General features: G+C 63.0%; 18 protein-coding genes. 9 read left to right on the forward strand and 9 right to left on the reverse strand.

All coding sequences use genetic code 11. From position 1 onward, the window contains the following. The first annotated feature begins 239 nt into the window (after positions 1–239). From hslV to MAXJ12_RS03720, 7 genes are all read left to right on the forward strand, one after another. Positions 240–794, forward strand: a complete 555-nt coding sequence (gene hslV / locus MAXJ12_RS03690) for an ATP-dependent protease subunit HslV (protein WP_008834422.1) — start codon at positions 240–242, stop codon at positions 792–794. Next, entirely contained in the window at positions 778–1,320 is a 543-nt protein-coding gene (locus MAXJ12_RS03695) for a GNAT family N-acetyltransferase (RefSeq protein WP_008834423.1), read from the forward strand. Before hslV ends, MAXJ12_RS03695 begins: the two co-directional genes overlap by 17 nt. Beyond that, entirely contained in the window at positions 1,317–1,817 is a 501-nt protein-coding gene (locus MAXJ12_RS03700) for a GNAT family N-acetyltransferase (RefSeq protein WP_008834424.1), read from the forward strand. Before MAXJ12_RS03695 ends, MAXJ12_RS03700 begins: the two co-directional genes overlap by 4 nt. After that, positions 1,814–2,419 carry a DUF2585 domain-containing protein gene (locus MAXJ12_RS03705; RefSeq protein ID WP_008834425.1) on the forward strand — a complete coding sequence of 202 codons (606 nt, stop codon included), beginning with the start codon at positions 1,814–1,816 and terminating at the stop codon, positions 2,417–2,419. The genes MAXJ12_RS03700 and MAXJ12_RS03705 overlap by 4 nt, the downstream gene beginning before the upstream one ends. 16 nt (positions 2,420–2,435) lie before the next feature. After that, positions 2,436–3,533 (forward strand): hypothetical protein, encoded by a 1,098-nt coding sequence (locus MAXJ12_RS03710; RefSeq protein ID WP_040584791.1) that lies wholly within the window; start codon positions 2,436–2,438, stop codon positions 3,531–3,533. A gap of 24 nt (positions 3,534–3,557) precedes the next feature. After that, positions 3,558–4,871, forward strand: a complete 1,314-nt coding sequence (hslU, locus tag MAXJ12_RS03715; protein WP_008834427.1) for an ATP-dependent protease ATPase subunit HslU — start codon at positions 3,558–3,560, stop codon at positions 4,869–4,871. A 108-nt stretch (positions 4,872–4,979) separates the two neighbouring features. Continuing rightward, complete coding sequence (locus tag MAXJ12_RS03720; protein WP_008834428.1) at positions 4,980–5,939, forward strand: DUF1402 family protein; 960 nt, start codon at positions 4,980–4,982, stop codon at positions 5,937–5,939. 3 nt (positions 5,940–5,942) lie between these two features. On the opposite strand, the gene MAXJ12_RS03725 is transcribed toward MAXJ12_RS03720, so the two are convergent. The 5 genes from MAXJ12_RS03725 to MAXJ12_RS03745 form a co-directional block, all read right to left on the reverse strand. Further along, on the reverse strand, positions 5,943–6,329 hold the full coding sequence (locus tag MAXJ12_RS03725) for a DoxX family protein (protein WP_008834429.1): 387 nt from the start codon (positions 6,327–6,329) through the stop codon (positions 5,943–5,945). 65 nt (positions 6,330–6,394) lie between these two features. After that, positions 6,395–6,757, reverse strand: coding sequence for a helix-turn-helix domain-containing protein (locus MAXJ12_RS03730; RefSeq protein ID WP_008834430.1), 363 nt, complete (start codon positions 6,755–6,757; stop codon positions 6,395–6,397). Next, positions 6,754–7,290, reverse strand: a complete 537-nt coding sequence (locus tag MAXJ12_RS03735) for a Smr/MutS family protein (protein WP_008834431.1) — start codon at positions 7,288–7,290, stop codon at positions 6,754–6,756. The genes MAXJ12_RS03730 and MAXJ12_RS03735 overlap by 4 nt, the downstream gene beginning before the upstream one ends. Further along, complete coding sequence (gene mltA / locus MAXJ12_RS03740; protein WP_008834432.1) at positions 7,287–8,390, reverse strand: murein transglycosylase A; 1,104 nt, start codon at positions 8,388–8,390, stop codon at positions 7,287–7,289. The genes MAXJ12_RS03735 and mltA overlap by 4 nt, the downstream gene beginning before the upstream one ends. A 27-nt stretch (positions 8,391–8,417) precedes the next feature. Next, a complete protein-coding gene (locus MAXJ12_RS03745; protein WP_008834433.1) occupies positions 8,418–9,122 on the reverse strand; it encodes a Tim44/TimA family putative adaptor protein in 705 nt (234 codons plus the stop codon). 199 nt (positions 9,123–9,321) lie between these two features. On the opposite strand from MAXJ12_RS03745, the gene MAXJ12_RS03750 reads away from it, so the two are divergent. Continuing rightward, on the forward strand, positions 9,322–9,819 hold the full coding sequence (locus MAXJ12_RS03750) for an FxsA family protein (RefSeq protein WP_008834434.1): 498 nt from the start codon (positions 9,322–9,324) through the stop codon (positions 9,817–9,819). Positions 9,820–9,917: 98 nt separating this feature from the next. Further along, positions 9,918–10,433 (forward strand): protein-export chaperone SecB, encoded by a 516-nt coding sequence (gene secB / locus MAXJ12_RS03755; RefSeq protein ID WP_008834435.1) that lies wholly within the window; start codon positions 9,918–9,920, stop codon positions 10,431–10,433. A gap of 52 nt (positions 10,434–10,485) precedes the next feature. Here the strand turns inward: secB and dnaQ are convergent, their stop codons facing one another. The 4 genes from dnaQ to MAXJ12_RS03775 all read right to left on the reverse strand — a co-directional run bounded on the left by dnaQ (position 10,486) and on the right by MAXJ12_RS03775 (position 13,306). Continuing rightward, positions 10,486–11,214 (reverse strand): DNA polymerase III subunit epsilon, encoded by a 729-nt coding sequence (gene dnaQ, locus MAXJ12_RS03760; RefSeq protein WP_008834436.1) that lies wholly within the window; start codon positions 11,212–11,214, stop codon positions 10,486–10,488. Between the two features lie 64 nt (positions 11,215–11,278). Beyond that, complete coding sequence (coaE, locus tag MAXJ12_RS03765; protein ID WP_008834437.1) at positions 11,279–11,875, reverse strand: dephospho-CoA kinase; 597 nt, start codon at positions 11,873–11,875, stop codon at positions 11,279–11,281. Next, positions 11,872–12,714 carry a shikimate dehydrogenase gene (locus tag MAXJ12_RS03770; protein WP_008834438.1) on the reverse strand — a complete coding sequence of 281 codons (843 nt, stop codon included), beginning with the start codon at positions 12,712–12,714 and terminating at the stop codon, positions 11,872–11,874. Before MAXJ12_RS03770 ends, coaE begins: the two co-directional genes overlap by 4 nt. Then, complete coding sequence (locus MAXJ12_RS03775; protein ID WP_008834439.1) at positions 12,707–13,306, reverse strand: Maf-like protein; 600 nt, start codon at positions 13,304–13,306, stop codon at positions 12,707–12,709. The genes MAXJ12_RS03770 and MAXJ12_RS03775 overlap by 8 nt, the downstream gene beginning before the upstream one ends. Between the last annotated feature and the right edge of the window lie 4 nt (positions 13,307–13,310).

Consider the following 13,310-nt stretch of genomic DNA (forward strand, 5'->3'; position numbering starts at 1 on the left):
ACACCTTTGACCTCACCCTGAGCCCTGAGTTCATCGAAGGGTCGAAGGGCCCTCGCAATAGCCAGGGCGGAAACGCAGCGTGGCAAAGGAGAAACTTGTGCCAAGAACGCGTCACCGGCTCGCGGCGCGACCACTCTACCGCCATTTGCATTCGGCAGGGCGTCGCATACATATGATCGCAATCATCCTCGTACCGCGCCTTTCGCCTTCTCGGGAACCGCGCGAAATCGGAGCAGAACATGTCCAACGAATTGACCATGCACGCCACGACGATCATCACGGTGCGCAAGGGCGGCAAGGTTGTGATCGCCGGCGACGGCCAGGTCAGCCTTGGCCAGACCATCATGAAGGGCAACGCCAGGAAGGTGCGCCGCCTAGGCAAGGGCAATGTGATCGCCGGCTTCGCCGGCGCGACCGCCGACGCCTTCACCTTGCTCGAACGCCTCGAGGCCAAGCTCGAGCAATATCCGGAGCAGCTGACGCGCGCCTGCGTGGAACTCGCCAAGGATTGGCGCACCGACCGCTATCTGCGCCGGCTGGAGGCGATGATGCTGGTCGCCGACAAGAACGTCTCGCTGGCGCTGACCGGCACGGGCGACGTGCTGGAGCCCGAACAGGGCGTGATGGCGATCGGCTCGGGCGGCAATTTCGCGCTCGCCGCCGCCCGCGCGCTGCTGGACACCGAAAAGGACGCCGAGGAGATCGCCCGCAAGGCCATGCAGATTGCCGCGGAAATCTGCGTCTACACCAACAGCAATTTTGTCGTCGAAACCCTCGATGCCGCCGAGGGCTGAGAGCATCCGCTTCGAGCCGGTGGCCGAAGAACATCTGCCGATGCTGCATGGGTGGCTCAAGCAGCGGCATGTGCGGCAGTGGTGGGGCGACCCGGATGAGGAACTGGCGCTGATTCGCTCCATACTGGAAGAGGATGACGGCACCGAAGGTTATGTCGTTTTTCTCGACCGCAAGCCTGTCGGCTACGTCCAGAGCTGGCGACCGGCAAATTTTGGCGGCACGCATTGGGTCGAAGAGGCGCCCTGGCTGAACGAAGTGCCGCCCGATACGATGGGCGTCGACGTTTTCATCGGTCCAGCGAATCTGATCGCGCGGGGCGTCGGCCCACGGATCATTCGCGCCTTCGCCGAAAGATTATTCGCGCTGGGCACCCCGCGCCTGATCATCGATCCGGACGCGGCTAACAGGCGCGCCGTCAGGGCCTATGAGAAAGCGGGATTCGTGGCCTTCGGCAGGCACGACCGCAACGGCGAAAGCACCATCCTCATGGAAATCACTCCCGACCGGCTCGAGAGAGCGGCATGAGCTACGGCTTTCGCTCCCTCACCCGGAAGGATCTTCCGCTGATCGCGCGCTGGCTCGCTGAACCCCATGTGGCCGAATGGTGGGGCGATCCCGACGAGGAGATCGCGTCGATCCGCGAGCATATCGACAGCATCTCGGTCGAGCCGCTGATCATCGAACTTGACGGCCAGCCGATCGGCTATCTCCAGAGCTACGATCCGCATCTCGAAGACGACCATCCTTACCAGGACCAGCCTTTCGGCACGCTCGGCATCGACCTTTCTATCGGCGTCCCGGATCTGGTCGGTGTCGGCCATGGCTCGGCGATCATCAGGCAGTTCGTCGAAGAACTCTTCGCGGAGGGGACGCCGCGCGTGATAATCGATCCGGATCCGGCAAATCTCCGGGCGATTCGAGCCTACGAAAAGGCCGGCTTCAAGGCTTTCGACACGCGAACATCGGTCTACGGTCCTGCGCTGATGATGGCGCGCGACAATGACGAGGGGGAATTTTCATGACCGTAACAGAGGCGGCCGATCCGCAAGCCACTGGATACAGGCGTGTTTTCCTGGCCGGAGTACTCGTGGCCGCAGCGCTGATCGCCGCGCAAGGCATCGCGCTCTACATTATGGGCCAGCCGCCGATCTGCGAATGCGGGACGGTCAAGTTCTGGCACGGCCAGGCGGTGAGCAGCGAGAACAGCCAGCACCTCGCCGACTGGTACACGTTCTCGCATATCATCCACGGCTTCCTGTTCTATTGGCTGCTCTGGCTGATCACGCCGCGCGTCAATGTCGGCGTCCGCCTGGCATTCGCCGTGGTGATCGAGACTGGCTGGGAGCTTCTGGAAAACACCGACTTCATCATCAACCGCTATCGCGATGCGACGATCTCGCTCGATTATTTCGGCGACAGCGTCATCAACTCGGTGTCCGACACGCTGTGGATGGTGCTGGGCTTTGCCATGGCCGCGCGGCTCCCTATATGGTTGACCGTGACCCTCGCGCTCGCCTTCGAAATAGGCGTGGGCCTCGTCATCCGCGACAACCTGACCCTCAACGTGATCATGCTGCTGCACCCATTCGAATTCATCAAGCAGTGGCAATCCGGGCCCGTGTGACGCCATGACCGTTGCAATGAACATTCCCGTCCGCGCCATCTCGGAAAACACCTTGCAGGCCGCCGTAACGCAGGGACTGCTGTCTGCAGAGCAGGCACAGCGCCTTCGCGATCTGGAAGTCGCGCAGGTCGCGGCATCGGAACCGGAGGACGACGAGAAGCTGCGCTTCATCAGCGGCTTTGGAGATATCTTCGTGACGATCGGCCTTGCGCTCTTTCTTGGCGCCCTCGGCTATTTTGCCCATGAGGCGTTCAGCCTTTTCGGAACGGCCGCCATTCTGGCAGTGACTGCGTGGGGTCTTGCCGAGTTCTTTACCCGAACGCGGCGCATGGCGCTGCCCAGCATCGCCCTGCTGATCGTCTACGCCGCCGCGGTGTTCCTGGCGTTCTATCAGGCGTTCGATATCCTGACCGAACAGGCTGCGGGTTTCCGCCCTGGCCTCGGCTTCGGTCGACTGCGCTTCGATGATCCTCTGGCTCTCGCAGGCGCCGCGCTCGTGACGGTGGCCGGCGCAGCGTTGCACTACTGGCGTTTTCGCGTACCTATCACGATCGCTGCGGGTACGCTGGCGCTGGTCGGCGCCGTCGTTGGCCTGCTTTTCACGGCGGCGCCGGACTTCGTCGAATACGCGTCTAACTTTATCGTGCTGGTCTGCGGTCTTGCCGTGTTTGCGCTCGCCATGCGCTTCGACATGAGCGACCCGCTGCGTGTGACGCGTCGCACCGACATCGCGTTCTGGCTGCATCTTGTGGCGGCGCCCATGATCGTGCATCCCCTGATCCGCGGCTTTGCACCGGATTCGGGAATGACCAGCACGGCTTCGGCCTGGGGCATCCTCGCCGTGTTCTCGCTGCTTGCTGTCGTCGCGGTCGTGGTCGATCGGCGTGCCGTGCTGGTTTCCGGCCTGTCCTATGCCGGCTTCGCCTTCGCCTCGCTGGTCGGCGCGAGCGGGCTTATCGACGGTGTCGTGCCGCTTACCGTCCTCGTGCTCGGCGCGGTCGTGCTGGTTCTAAGCGCCGGCTGGCACCGCCTGCGGGGCCTGCTGCTTGGCCTGCTGCCGCCAACTATTGCACTGCGGCTTCCCGGTTCCCATCTGCGCCACCTGCAGACTTGAGTCAGTTCAAAGAGCACATTTACGATGACCACATTCTCTCCCCGCGAAATCGTTTCCGAGCTTGACCGCTACATTATCGGCCAGAAGGACGCCAAGCGCGCCGTGGCCATCGCGCTGCGCAACCGCTGGCGCCGTCAGCAGCTCGAAGGCGAGATGCGCGAAGAGGTGATGCCGAAGAACATATTGATGATCGGCCCCACCGGCGTCGGCAAGACCGAGATTTCGCGCCGCCTCGCCCGGCTCGCCGGTGCGCCCTTCATCAAAGTCGAGGCAACCAAGTTCACCGAGGTCGGCTATGTCGGGCGCGATGTCGAGCAGATCATCCGTGACTTGGTCGAGGTTGCCATCGGCCTTGTACGTGAAAAGATGCGCGAGGAGGTCAAGGCCAGGGCACATCTCAACGCCGAGGAGCGTGTGCTGGAAGCGCTTGTGGGCAAGACGGCGAGCCCGGCGACCCGCGACAGCTTCCGCAAGAAGCTGCGCGACGGCGAACTCGACGACAAGGAGATCGAGATTGAAGTGACCGATACCGGCAGCGGCGGCCTGCCGAGCTTCGAGATTCCGGGCATGCCCGGCGCCAATATCGGCGTCATGAACATCAACGACATGCTGTCCAAGGCGATGGGCGGCCAGCGCACCAAGACCCGCAAGACGACGGTAAAGGAGTCCTACGCCCATCTGATCGACGACGAGTCCGACAAGCTTCTCGACCAGGATCAGGTCGTGCAGATGGCGCTGCAGTCGGCGCAGAACGACGGCATCGTCTTCCTCGACGAGATCGACAAGATCGCGGCTCCCGACGGCGGCATGGGCGCCGGCGTCAGCCGCGAAGGCGTGCAGCGCGACCTGCTGCCGCTGGTCGAGGGCACCACGGTCGCCACCAAATACGGGCCGATCAAGACCGATCACATATTGTTCATCGCTTCGGGTGCGTTCCACGTCTCGAAGCCGTCGGACCTCCTGCCCGAACTCCAGGGGCGGCTGCCGATCCGCGTCGAGCTGCGCGCACTGGAGAAGGATGATTTCCGTCGCATCCTGACCGAGCCGCAGGCGAGCCTGATCAAGCAATATGTCGCGCTCATGGACACCGAGGGAGTGACGCTTTCCTTCACCGACGACGCCATCGACACGCTCGCCGGCATCGCCGTCGACCTCAATGCGACGCTGGAGAATATCGGCGCGCGCCGCCTGCAGACGGTGATGGAGCGGGTGCTCGACGATATCTCCTACAACGCGCCGGACCGCGCCGGCTCCGAGATCGCCATCGACGCCGATTATGTCCAGAAGAATGTCGGCGACCTGTCCAAGAACACAGATTTGTCGCGATTCATCCTTTAAAAGGGCCGTGGCCGGGCGGGGCCGCCGACATCAACAGTCAACAAGGACTCGACTCCTGGCTAGCCGTTGACCTAAGGGTTGCCGGCCATGCGGGGGTTGCGGCGGCGAATGAGACGATCATCCAGTTTTGCGGTTGCGCTGGTTCTGGCGCTCGGCGTCTGCTCGGTGCAGGCGCAGACGATCGTGCCCGTGGGCAATCGGCACCTGGAACAACCCGGCGTGCCCGGCGCATCGTCCAAGCGCACGCAGGCCGGCAGGACCAGCTTCGACGCCAAATACCGCAAGGTTTATGCGCTGTTGCAGCGCGACCAAGAATTGCGCTCCAAAATTAGGGCGGCGGCCGACGCCTACGGCATCGACCCCATACATATTGCCGGCGCGATTGTCGGCGAGCATACCTATAATGTCGATGCCTATGACCGGCTGCAGACCTACTACGTCAAGGCCGTGTCTTATTTGAGCAGCAGCCTAAGCTTCAGCTATGGCGAGGAGAATATCGTCGATTTCATCGCACGGCCGGAATTTTCAGCCTGCGGGAACCTGTCGGACAGCTACAAGCTGTGGACCTGCCGCGAGCGCGTCTGGAACCGGGAGTTCCGCGGCCGGACGGTGGACGGCATCTCCTATCCAGACGACCGCTTCAGCGCCACCTTCTTCCAGCCCTTCTATGCCGGGCAGACCTTCGGCATCGGCCAGCTCAACCCGCTGACCGCGCTGCAGATGAGCGATCTTGTGCACCAGGTCTCGGGTTTGCCGAAACTCGACGCCGGCCAGCCGAACCAGGTCTACGAGACCATCATGGCGCCGGACCTGACCCTGCCCTATGTGGCGGCGGTCCTGAAAAAGTCGATCGACGCCTACCGGACGATCGCCGGCTTCGACATCTCGCAAAATCCCGGCATCACCGCGACGCTCTACAATGTCGGCGATCCGGAAGCCCGCGCCTACGCGCTCAAGGCCGAGAACGAGAAGCGGTTCGCGGAGGGGCAGGAGCCGAAGCTTCCGGAAGAAAATTACTATGGCTGGCTCGTCAACGAGAAGCTGTCGGAACTGCGGACGCTGTTCTGATCGCTACCGGCGCCACGGAAATATAGCCTGCAGCTTCGGATCGCGCAGCCACAGCCCTCCCCACATGAACAAGCCAAGATAGATGCTGAAGAGGATATGGCTGAACAGCGGGCTGCCGACACGGATATGCGTAGCCATGGCCCCTCCAAGCAGTCCCATGGTGAGAACCGCCCCGAGCACGCTGGTCTTCGGGAAGAGATAGAGCAGCACGCATGCAAGCTCGATCAGCCCGATCATCAGGACGTAGCCGTCCGGCCATCCAAGCTGCGTCATCGTTTCGCTTGCTATGGGCAATCCAAGAAGTTTCGGCGCTACGGAAGCCGCAAGCATGAAGAGCGCGTAGGCGCCCGTAAGCACCCACCCTGTTTTGGTCATCGTCTTTTCACTCATGTCTTGCCCCTGTTTGGTGTTGGCTGCACCAAGGACGCGGGGAGGCGCCGGTATCCGACACGCGTTCAGGGTTTTATTTTCGCTTCCACAAGCGCCAGAAGCGCTCGGACGGTCGCTTCGTCCATCTGCCTGATGTTCCGGGAAAGCAGATTTGCCAGTCGGGTGGCTTCCGGCGGCAACCCGGCCGTATCGATGACCACTCGCGGGTCGGACGACCACACCAGGTTCTCCAGCTCCTCGGCCTCGTCCCAGATGATGTTGAAATAACCGATCACCTTCTGAACGAAGGCCCAGTTGGGCGCGCCACGATGGCCATGTTCCAGCGCCGAAAGATAGGCGGCGCTGACGCCCAGCGCCCTGGCCATGTCCTTCTGGCTGATGCCGCGTTCGCGCCTGAGCGCGCGCATCTTCGCGCCGAACGGCGTCACGGGCTTTTCGGAGACTGCCGACGCAGCCGGACGTAAAGAGCGCCGGCCCCGCCATGATTGCGGGCGGCATGATCATGACTGCTGACGAGCGGCCGGAACGGCGCGGTCGAAAGCCAGGCCGGAACGGCTCGCCGCAGCACGCCCTCGCCGCCGGACGACGAGCCCTTGCCGGTGATCACCAGCACATAGCGCACCCCGCCGGCATGGGCCCGGTGCAGGAAGGAAAGCAGCAGCGAGTAGGCCTGCGCCTGACTCATCCCGTGAAGATCGACGCGGCCCTCGATCGGCAACCGGCCTTTCGCCAGCTTCTCGTGTGTCGGCCTGTCGAGGGAATGCGAGACGATCTGCTTCGGCCTTGCGGCAGGCGAAACGGAGGGCTTGGATGCAATCGACTCCATCGCTTCTTCCATCGACGCCGGAGCAGGTTCGGGAATATCGACCGCCCGCTTGCCCTTCAGCGGCTTGGTCGAGCGGGCGACCAGGTTCCACAGCACCCGGTCCTCGTCGCTGAGGCTTTTGTCCGGCTTGCTCATGACGCAGCCTTGGCCAAGGCGCGAGGGATGAGCGCGAAAAAGTCCGCCTTGTTGCACACCACGCCGGCTATCTCGCCGGCTGCATCGCCGGAGCCGGCAAAAAGATCGCCCCGGGCCGCGCCGATGATCGCCGATCCGGTGTCCTGCGCGATCATCAGCCTGCGAAACGGCTGTCCGCCGAAGGCGGTCAGCGACGGAGCGTCGATGAAGAAAGGCGTACCGAATGTATGCAGCAGCCGGTCCACGGCAATCGATCGGCCGGGCGTCAGGGGCACTTTGGCCGCGGCTATGGGGCCGAGCGCCGGATCATCGACCGGCGCTCCGCGAAAGAAGATGTAGGAGCGGTTGCGCTGCAGTATCTCATCGACGCGGTCCGGATTTCGCGCGAGCCAGGCCCTTATCGACTGCATCGTCACCTGGCCCAGCGGGATTTCGCCGAGGTCGGCAAGGATTTTTCCCGGGCCGGAAAACCGCTGGCCGGACTTGGCGGCATAGGTGACGCGCCGGCGCGAGCCGTCGGGCATATGGAGCCGCGCAGCGCCCTGAACATGGATGAAGAAGGTGTCCACCCTGCTTTCGAGCCATGCGATTTCGAGATCCTGCCCGGCAAGCGCACCCGTTTCGATCGCAGCGCGGTCGAAATATTCGACCAACCCGGCTTCGGTTTGCCTGGCGAGGGCCAGGTAGGGATCCATTCCGTCCGGGCGGTTTTCATCGTCGATATCGACGAGATCTGCGGGACGGGAAAGCAGCGGCACGCAAAAGCGCTCCGTCCGGACCGGCGACGCTTCGACCTCGGGCTCATAAAAGCCGGTGACCAAACCGGAATCGGAATCTTCCGGGACGATGCGGGCGGGCACGAAATGGATTTCGAAAAAGGCTTTCGCCTCCGCATGCATCAGGGAGTTCGTCTCCCGGGCCACTTCATAGACCTCAGCGAAACTGGAAAAATCCACGCCCAGCGAGCCGGAGCGGTATGGCTTCGACTGAACATGCATGGCCGAGCGCCGAAACGCCTCGAATGCGCCGGATTGGTCATCGGCGATCCAGCCGGGCAGGTCGGCAAAGGAGACGATCTGGAAAGCGGGCGAAAGCGGCACCGAACGGACCCCCAGGCGGGTGGAGCGTCAGTCTTCCTCTTCGGTCGCGACCAGTTTCCAGTTGGGGTCGCGCGAGCGCGTGTCGCGGGCGAAGGTCCAGACATCCTTGACCTCGGCGACAGTTTCAGGATCGCCGTCTATGACAGCGCCAGCATTGTCGCGGGTCGCAGAGATCAGCTCACTGACAATGCGCAGCGTGATGTGGGCTTCGCCATTCTTCATCTCGGCAGAGACGATGTCGGCCTTGTCGATGCCGACGAAGGAAGACTGGATTTTTTCGTTGCGCTTCTCGCGATCGGCGATCGCCGCGACGAAGCCGTCATAGACATCCCGGGAAAGCAGGTTCTTCAGGGTTTTGCGGTCGCCATCGGCATAGGCCATGACGATCATCTCGTAAGCCATCTTGGCGCCGTCGACGAAATTCTTCGGGTCGAAGGACGGATCGGCTTCCTTGATCGAGCGAAGCCCCTTGTTCAGGTCGGTTCCGGGCTTGGCGAAAGCGTCTATTGCCGCGAAGCTTTCCTCGGTTTCGGCAGCCGTGCGCTTGCGCGGCAGGGAGACGACGTTTTCAGGTTTTGCCGCCGCATCCTTGGTACGCGCGCGGCCGGCCGTATAGGGATCGAAGGGCGGCCGCTCACTGCCGGTCCGGCGCCCCAGGACGTTGCGGAGCTGAAAAAAGATCACGACAGCCGCGATCAAAAAAAATATTGTGCCGAAATCGAAGAATTCCATGTCTTCCGCCAACCGATCCCGTGTCCCAGCGGGCTTGGGATGGCGAGATCGCCGTCCGGCGCCGCGTCGCGCTGTTCAATCACTGCATATAGAACGCATGCCGCAATCATTCAAATCAAAGCCGTGCATACCTATCTGTGGAGCGATGCGCCAGCATTGACTGGCTCAGCCCCTTCCAACTCCAGCCCCTGGCGGTTTCGTGCGTATTCCCTTCATTCCCCTCTTCCTGCTTGTGCTTCCGCTCGTGGAAATAGCAGGCTTCGTGGTGGTCGGCCGTCAGATCGGCGTTCTCGCCACGCTCGGACTCATCGTGGCGACCGGCATTGCCGGCGCCATGCTGATGCGCTTCCAGGGCTTCGGAGTCATGACGCGCATCCGCCGCGACATCGAGGCCGGGCGCGACCCGGGCCGCGAACTCGCCCACGGCATCATGATCCTCCTCGCAGGGTTTCTCCTGCTCATTCCCGGCTTCCTGACCGACATTCTCGGCATACTACTATTCGTGCCGAAGGTGCGCGATCTCGGCTGGCGGTTCCTGAAGAGCCGCGTCAATTTCGCAACCGATTTTTCCGCGATGGGCGGCGGCTTTGCCCGGAGGGGGCGCGGCCGCACCATCGACCTCGATCCCGACGACTATTCGAAAGGGGAGTCACCGCGGTCGCGGGGGTCGCCCTGGCGACAGATCGACGAAGAGTGACGGCAAGCGCCTTTTCCTTGTCTTGACATGTCGTGCATGCTAGCGAACGCTCGATTCAAACGGGCCGCCGCGCGGCTGAACCAAGAGGACCGTGGCTGATGGCCAGCAAAGAAAAAGAAAACGAGTCGGCTGGCACGCCGACCGGCGGAAACGGAAACGCCGGAACGACCCAGGCTTCGCTCAACGTGCTTGCCCAATATGTGAAGGATCTTTCCTTCGAGAGCCCCGGCGCGCCGAATTCACTGCGCGGCCGCGACAAGGCTCCGGGCATCAACATCAGCGTCAATGTCAACGCCAATCCGATTTCGGAGAAGGAATTCGACGTCAATTTGTCGCTGAACGCCAAGGCTTCCTTCGAGAAGGACGTGCTGTTCAACGTCGAGCTGGTCTATGGCGGCGTATTCCGCATCGAGGGTTTCCCGCAGGAGCACATGTTGCCGCTGCTGTTCATTGAGTGCCCGCGGCTGCTGTTCCCCTTCGCGCGCCAGATTGTCGCCGAAGCCACCCGCAATGGCGGCTTTCCACCGCTGATGCTCGATCCGATCGACTTCGCGCAGATGTTCCAGCAGAAGATGGCCGAGGACAAGACCGCTTCCAAGGTGCAGGTCAGCTAATTTCCGACGGCCGCGACACTGAAATGAAAAACCCGGCCTCGCGCCGGGTTTTTCATGCCTGAGCCCGCAGGTTCGGCTGGTCTTGGCCTAGCTGCGCCCAGATCGACTTCTCACCCAGTTCGGCGACGAGCCTGGCATGATTGGCGCGTTCGTCATCCGTCAGCCGTGACGGCAACGGTTCCGGCCGCGCCTGGATGGAAAGTTCCACGTGAATCATTGCGGCGCCGCCTGCCGGCGTTGATGCGACCGTGTCCAGGATGAGTGCTGCCTGTTTGCCGCCGATCAACTCGATGTAGACTTCGGCCAAAAGCTCTGAATCGAGCAGCGCTCCGTGCTTGGTGCGGCGGCTGTTGTCGATGCCGTAGCGCCGGCAGAGCGCGTCGAGTGAATTCGGCCCCATCGGGTGCTTGCGCCGCGCAAGAGCCAAAGTGTCGACGACGCGATCCGGGCCGATCGCCGGCGCGCCGAGCCGCCCCAGTTCGGCGTTGACGAAGCCCATATCGAAGCCGGCATTGTGCGCTACCAGCTTGGCGCCATCGACGAATTCGAGGAACTGGCCGGCGATCTCCGCGAATGGCGGCTTGTCCTTAAGATCGGCATTGCTGATGCCGTGCACGGCCTGCGCGTCCGGATGCACGTCGCGGCCTTGCGGATTGATGAAAACATGGAAATTGCGGCCGGTGGGGAAGCGGTTGACCAGCTCTACGCCGCCGATCTCGATGATCCGGTCGTCTCGCGCGTCGAGCCCGGTCGTTTCCGTATCGAATATGATTTCGCGCATTGGTACCGAATCACTCCACGGCCAAGCTTGGCCGCAGCGGGCTTTTTGAGCAAGGGCGGCGCTGTTAGCCTGCGGGCTTGTCCCCGGTCAAGTCGGCGATGATGCGGGCGACTTCGGCCCGCGCGGCCTCCAGGCCTTGGCTGCTGTCAATGATGAAATCAGCCTGCCGGCGCTTTTCGGCGTCCGGAACCTGGCTGGCCAGTATGGCAGCGAGCTTTTCCTCGGTCATGCCGGGCCGGGCCAGCACGCGCTCCCGCTGGACTTCTGCCAGGGCGGTGACGACAACGACCTTGTCGACGCGGCCGCGACCGCCGGTCTCGAACAGAAGCGGGATATCGAGCACCACCAGCGGCGCTCCCGCATCCCTGTGGCGCGCGACGAAGGCGTCGGCGTCGGCCCTTACCAGCGGATGGATAATCGCCTCGAGCTTCTTCATCGCTTCCGGCCTGCCGAGAACCTGGGCCGCGAGCTGCGCCCGATCGACGGCGCCGTCCCGCACCGTTCCCGGAAACGCCTCCTCGATCAGCGGAGCTGCCTTGCCGGCATAGAGGCGATGCACCGTTTCGTCGGAATCGTGCACCGGCACGCCGGCTTCCCTGAACATTTTCGCGGTGGTCGATTTGCCCATGCCGATCGATCCGGTCAGTCCGAGCACGATCATGATGCGGTCTCGAGATCGCCGACGATCAGCCTGCGCAACTCCGCATCGACTTCCGGTCGCCTGCCGAACCAGCGTTCGAAGCCCGGAACCGCCTGATGCAGCAGCATGCCGAGCCCATCGACGGCCTTCAGCCCCCGCCGGCGCGCCGCCGCCAGCAACGGCGTTTCCAGTGGAACATAAACGATGTCAGTCACTATCGCCCGGTCAGGCAAAGTTGCAGGGTCGACAGCGATCTCGGCATTGCCGTGCATGCCAAGCGCGGTTGTGTTGACCAGCAGGTCCGCACCGCCGAGCAGCTCGGTCGCGGCATCCGGAGCGTGGGCCGTAACGCCGAGGCCGAACTGGTCGGCTAACTCGAGCGCGCGCGCCACCGTCCGGTTGACGACCCTGATATCGCGAAAGCCGCGCTGCCTGAGCGCGAAGAGCACCGCGCGGGCGGCTCCGCCGGCGCCGAGGACGACCGCGGTTCCGCGGTTTTCGGCCCAGCCTGGCGCGCGCTCATCAAGATTTGCAGCGAAGCCCGCCGCATCTGTGTTGCCGCCGCAAAGCACGGCGTCCTCGAACCAAAGCGTGTTCACCGCGCCGATTTCTTCCGCCGCCTGATCGCGACGCTCAACCAACCGGCAGGCGGCTTCCTTGTGCGGAATGGTGACATTGCCGCCGGCATAGCCATTTTCACGGATATGGTGGACAAAATCGGCGAAATCATCGGGTGTGATGTCGATCGCCGTATAGCTTCCCGCGATGCCGTAACGGGCAAGCCAATGGCCGTGAATAGCCGGTGAGCGTGAATGCGCGACGGGATGCCCGCAAACAAAGGCCTTTACTGGCTCAGCCATCGATCGCCCCGAATTCGCGAAGAGCGGCGAGCACCGGCAGCAGAGGCAGACCGACTATAGTGAAATAGTCGCCCTCGATCTTCTCGAACAGCCGGATGCCCTCGCCTTCGACCTGATAGGCGCCGACGCTCGACAGCGCCTTGTCGCCAACCCGCGCGAGATGGCGGCCGATAAAGGCCGGATCGAGTTCCCGCATGGTCAGGCTCGCTATGCCGACATGCCGCCACAGCGTCTGGCCGTCGCGCACCAGGACGGCGGCGCTGTTCAAATGATGCGTTCTTCCGGACAGCGAAAGCAGATGCCGGCGCGCATTTTCCATGTCGCGCGGCTTGTGGAACACCCGGTCGCCGAGCGATAGCGTCTGGTCGCAGCCGAGCACCAGCGCGCGCGGGTGGCTCTCGCTGACATTGGCTGCCTTGGCCTCGGCCAGTATCTGGGCCACTTCCTCCGGCGTCACGCCGCTTTTCTCAAGCGGCGCTTCAAGCGCGCGCTCGTCGACGGTAGGCGGCACCGCGCTGAATTCTATCCCGGCATTGGCAAGGAGCGATTTTCGAAACGGGCTGCCCGAGGCAAGAATCAGTTTTTCCGGCATTTGA

Origin of the sequence: Mesorhizobium alhagi CCNWXJ12-2 (genome assembly GCF_000236565.1) — a bacterium.
GTDB lineage: Bacteria > Pseudomonadota > Alphaproteobacteria > Rhizobiales > Rhizobiaceae > Allomesorhizobium > Allomesorhizobium alhagi.

Excerpts from the sequence above, each read along its gene's own strand:
- hslV (WP_008834422.1), top strand. The coding sequence starts at position 240 with ATGTCCAACGAATTGACCATGCACGCCACGACGATCATCACGGTGCGC.
- MAXJ12_RS03695 (WP_008834423.1), top strand. The coding sequence starts at position 778 with ATGCCGCCGAGGGCTGAGAGCATCCGCTTCGAGCCGGTGGCCGAAGAA.
- MAXJ12_RS03700 (WP_008834424.1), top strand. The coding sequence starts at position 1,317 with ATGAGCTACGGCTTTCGCTCCCTCACCCGGAAGGATCTTCCGCTGATC.
- MAXJ12_RS03705 (WP_008834425.1), top strand. The coding sequence starts at position 1,814 with ATGACCGTAACAGAGGCGGCCGATCCGCAAGCCACTGGATACAGGCGT.
- MAXJ12_RS03710 (WP_040584791.1), top strand. The coding sequence starts at position 2,436 with ATGAACATTCCCGTCCGCGCCATCTCGGAAAACACCTTGCAGGCCGCC.
- hslU (WP_008834427.1), top strand. The coding sequence starts at position 3,558 with ATGACCACATTCTCTCCCCGCGAAATCGTTTCCGAGCTTGACCGCTAC.
- MAXJ12_RS03720 (WP_008834428.1), top strand. The coding sequence starts at position 4,980 with ATGAGACGATCATCCAGTTTTGCGGTTGCGCTGGTTCTGGCGCTCGGC.
- MAXJ12_RS03725 (WP_008834429.1), bottom strand. The coding sequence starts at position 6,329 with ATGAGTGAAAAGACGATGACCAAAACAGGGTGGGTGCTTACGGGCGCC.
- MAXJ12_RS03735 (WP_008834431.1), bottom strand. The coding sequence starts at position 7,290 with ATGAGCAAGCCGGACAAAAGCCTCAGCGACGAGGACCGGGTGCTGTGG.
- MAXJ12_RS03745 (WP_008834433.1), bottom strand. The coding sequence starts at position 9,122 with ATGGAATTCTTCGATTTCGGCACAATATTTTTTTTGATCGCGGCTGTC.
- secB (WP_008834435.1), top strand. The coding sequence starts at position 9,918 with ATGGCCAGCAAAGAAAAAGAAAACGAGTCGGCTGGCACGCCGACCGGC.
- dnaQ (WP_008834436.1), bottom strand. The coding sequence starts at position 11,214 with ATGCGCGAAATCATATTCGATACGGAAACGACCGGGCTCGACGCGCGA.
- coaE (WP_008834437.1), bottom strand. The coding sequence starts at position 11,875 with ATGATCGTGCTCGGACTGACCGGATCGATCGGCATGGGCAAATCGACC.
- MAXJ12_RS03770 (WP_008834438.1), bottom strand. The coding sequence starts at position 12,714 with ATGGCTGAGCCAGTAAAGGCCTTTGTTTGCGGGCATCCCGTCGCGCAT.
- MAXJ12_RS03775 (WP_008834439.1), bottom strand. The coding sequence starts at position 13,306 with ATGCCGGAAAAACTGATTCTTGCCTCGGGCAGCCCGTTTCGAAAATCG.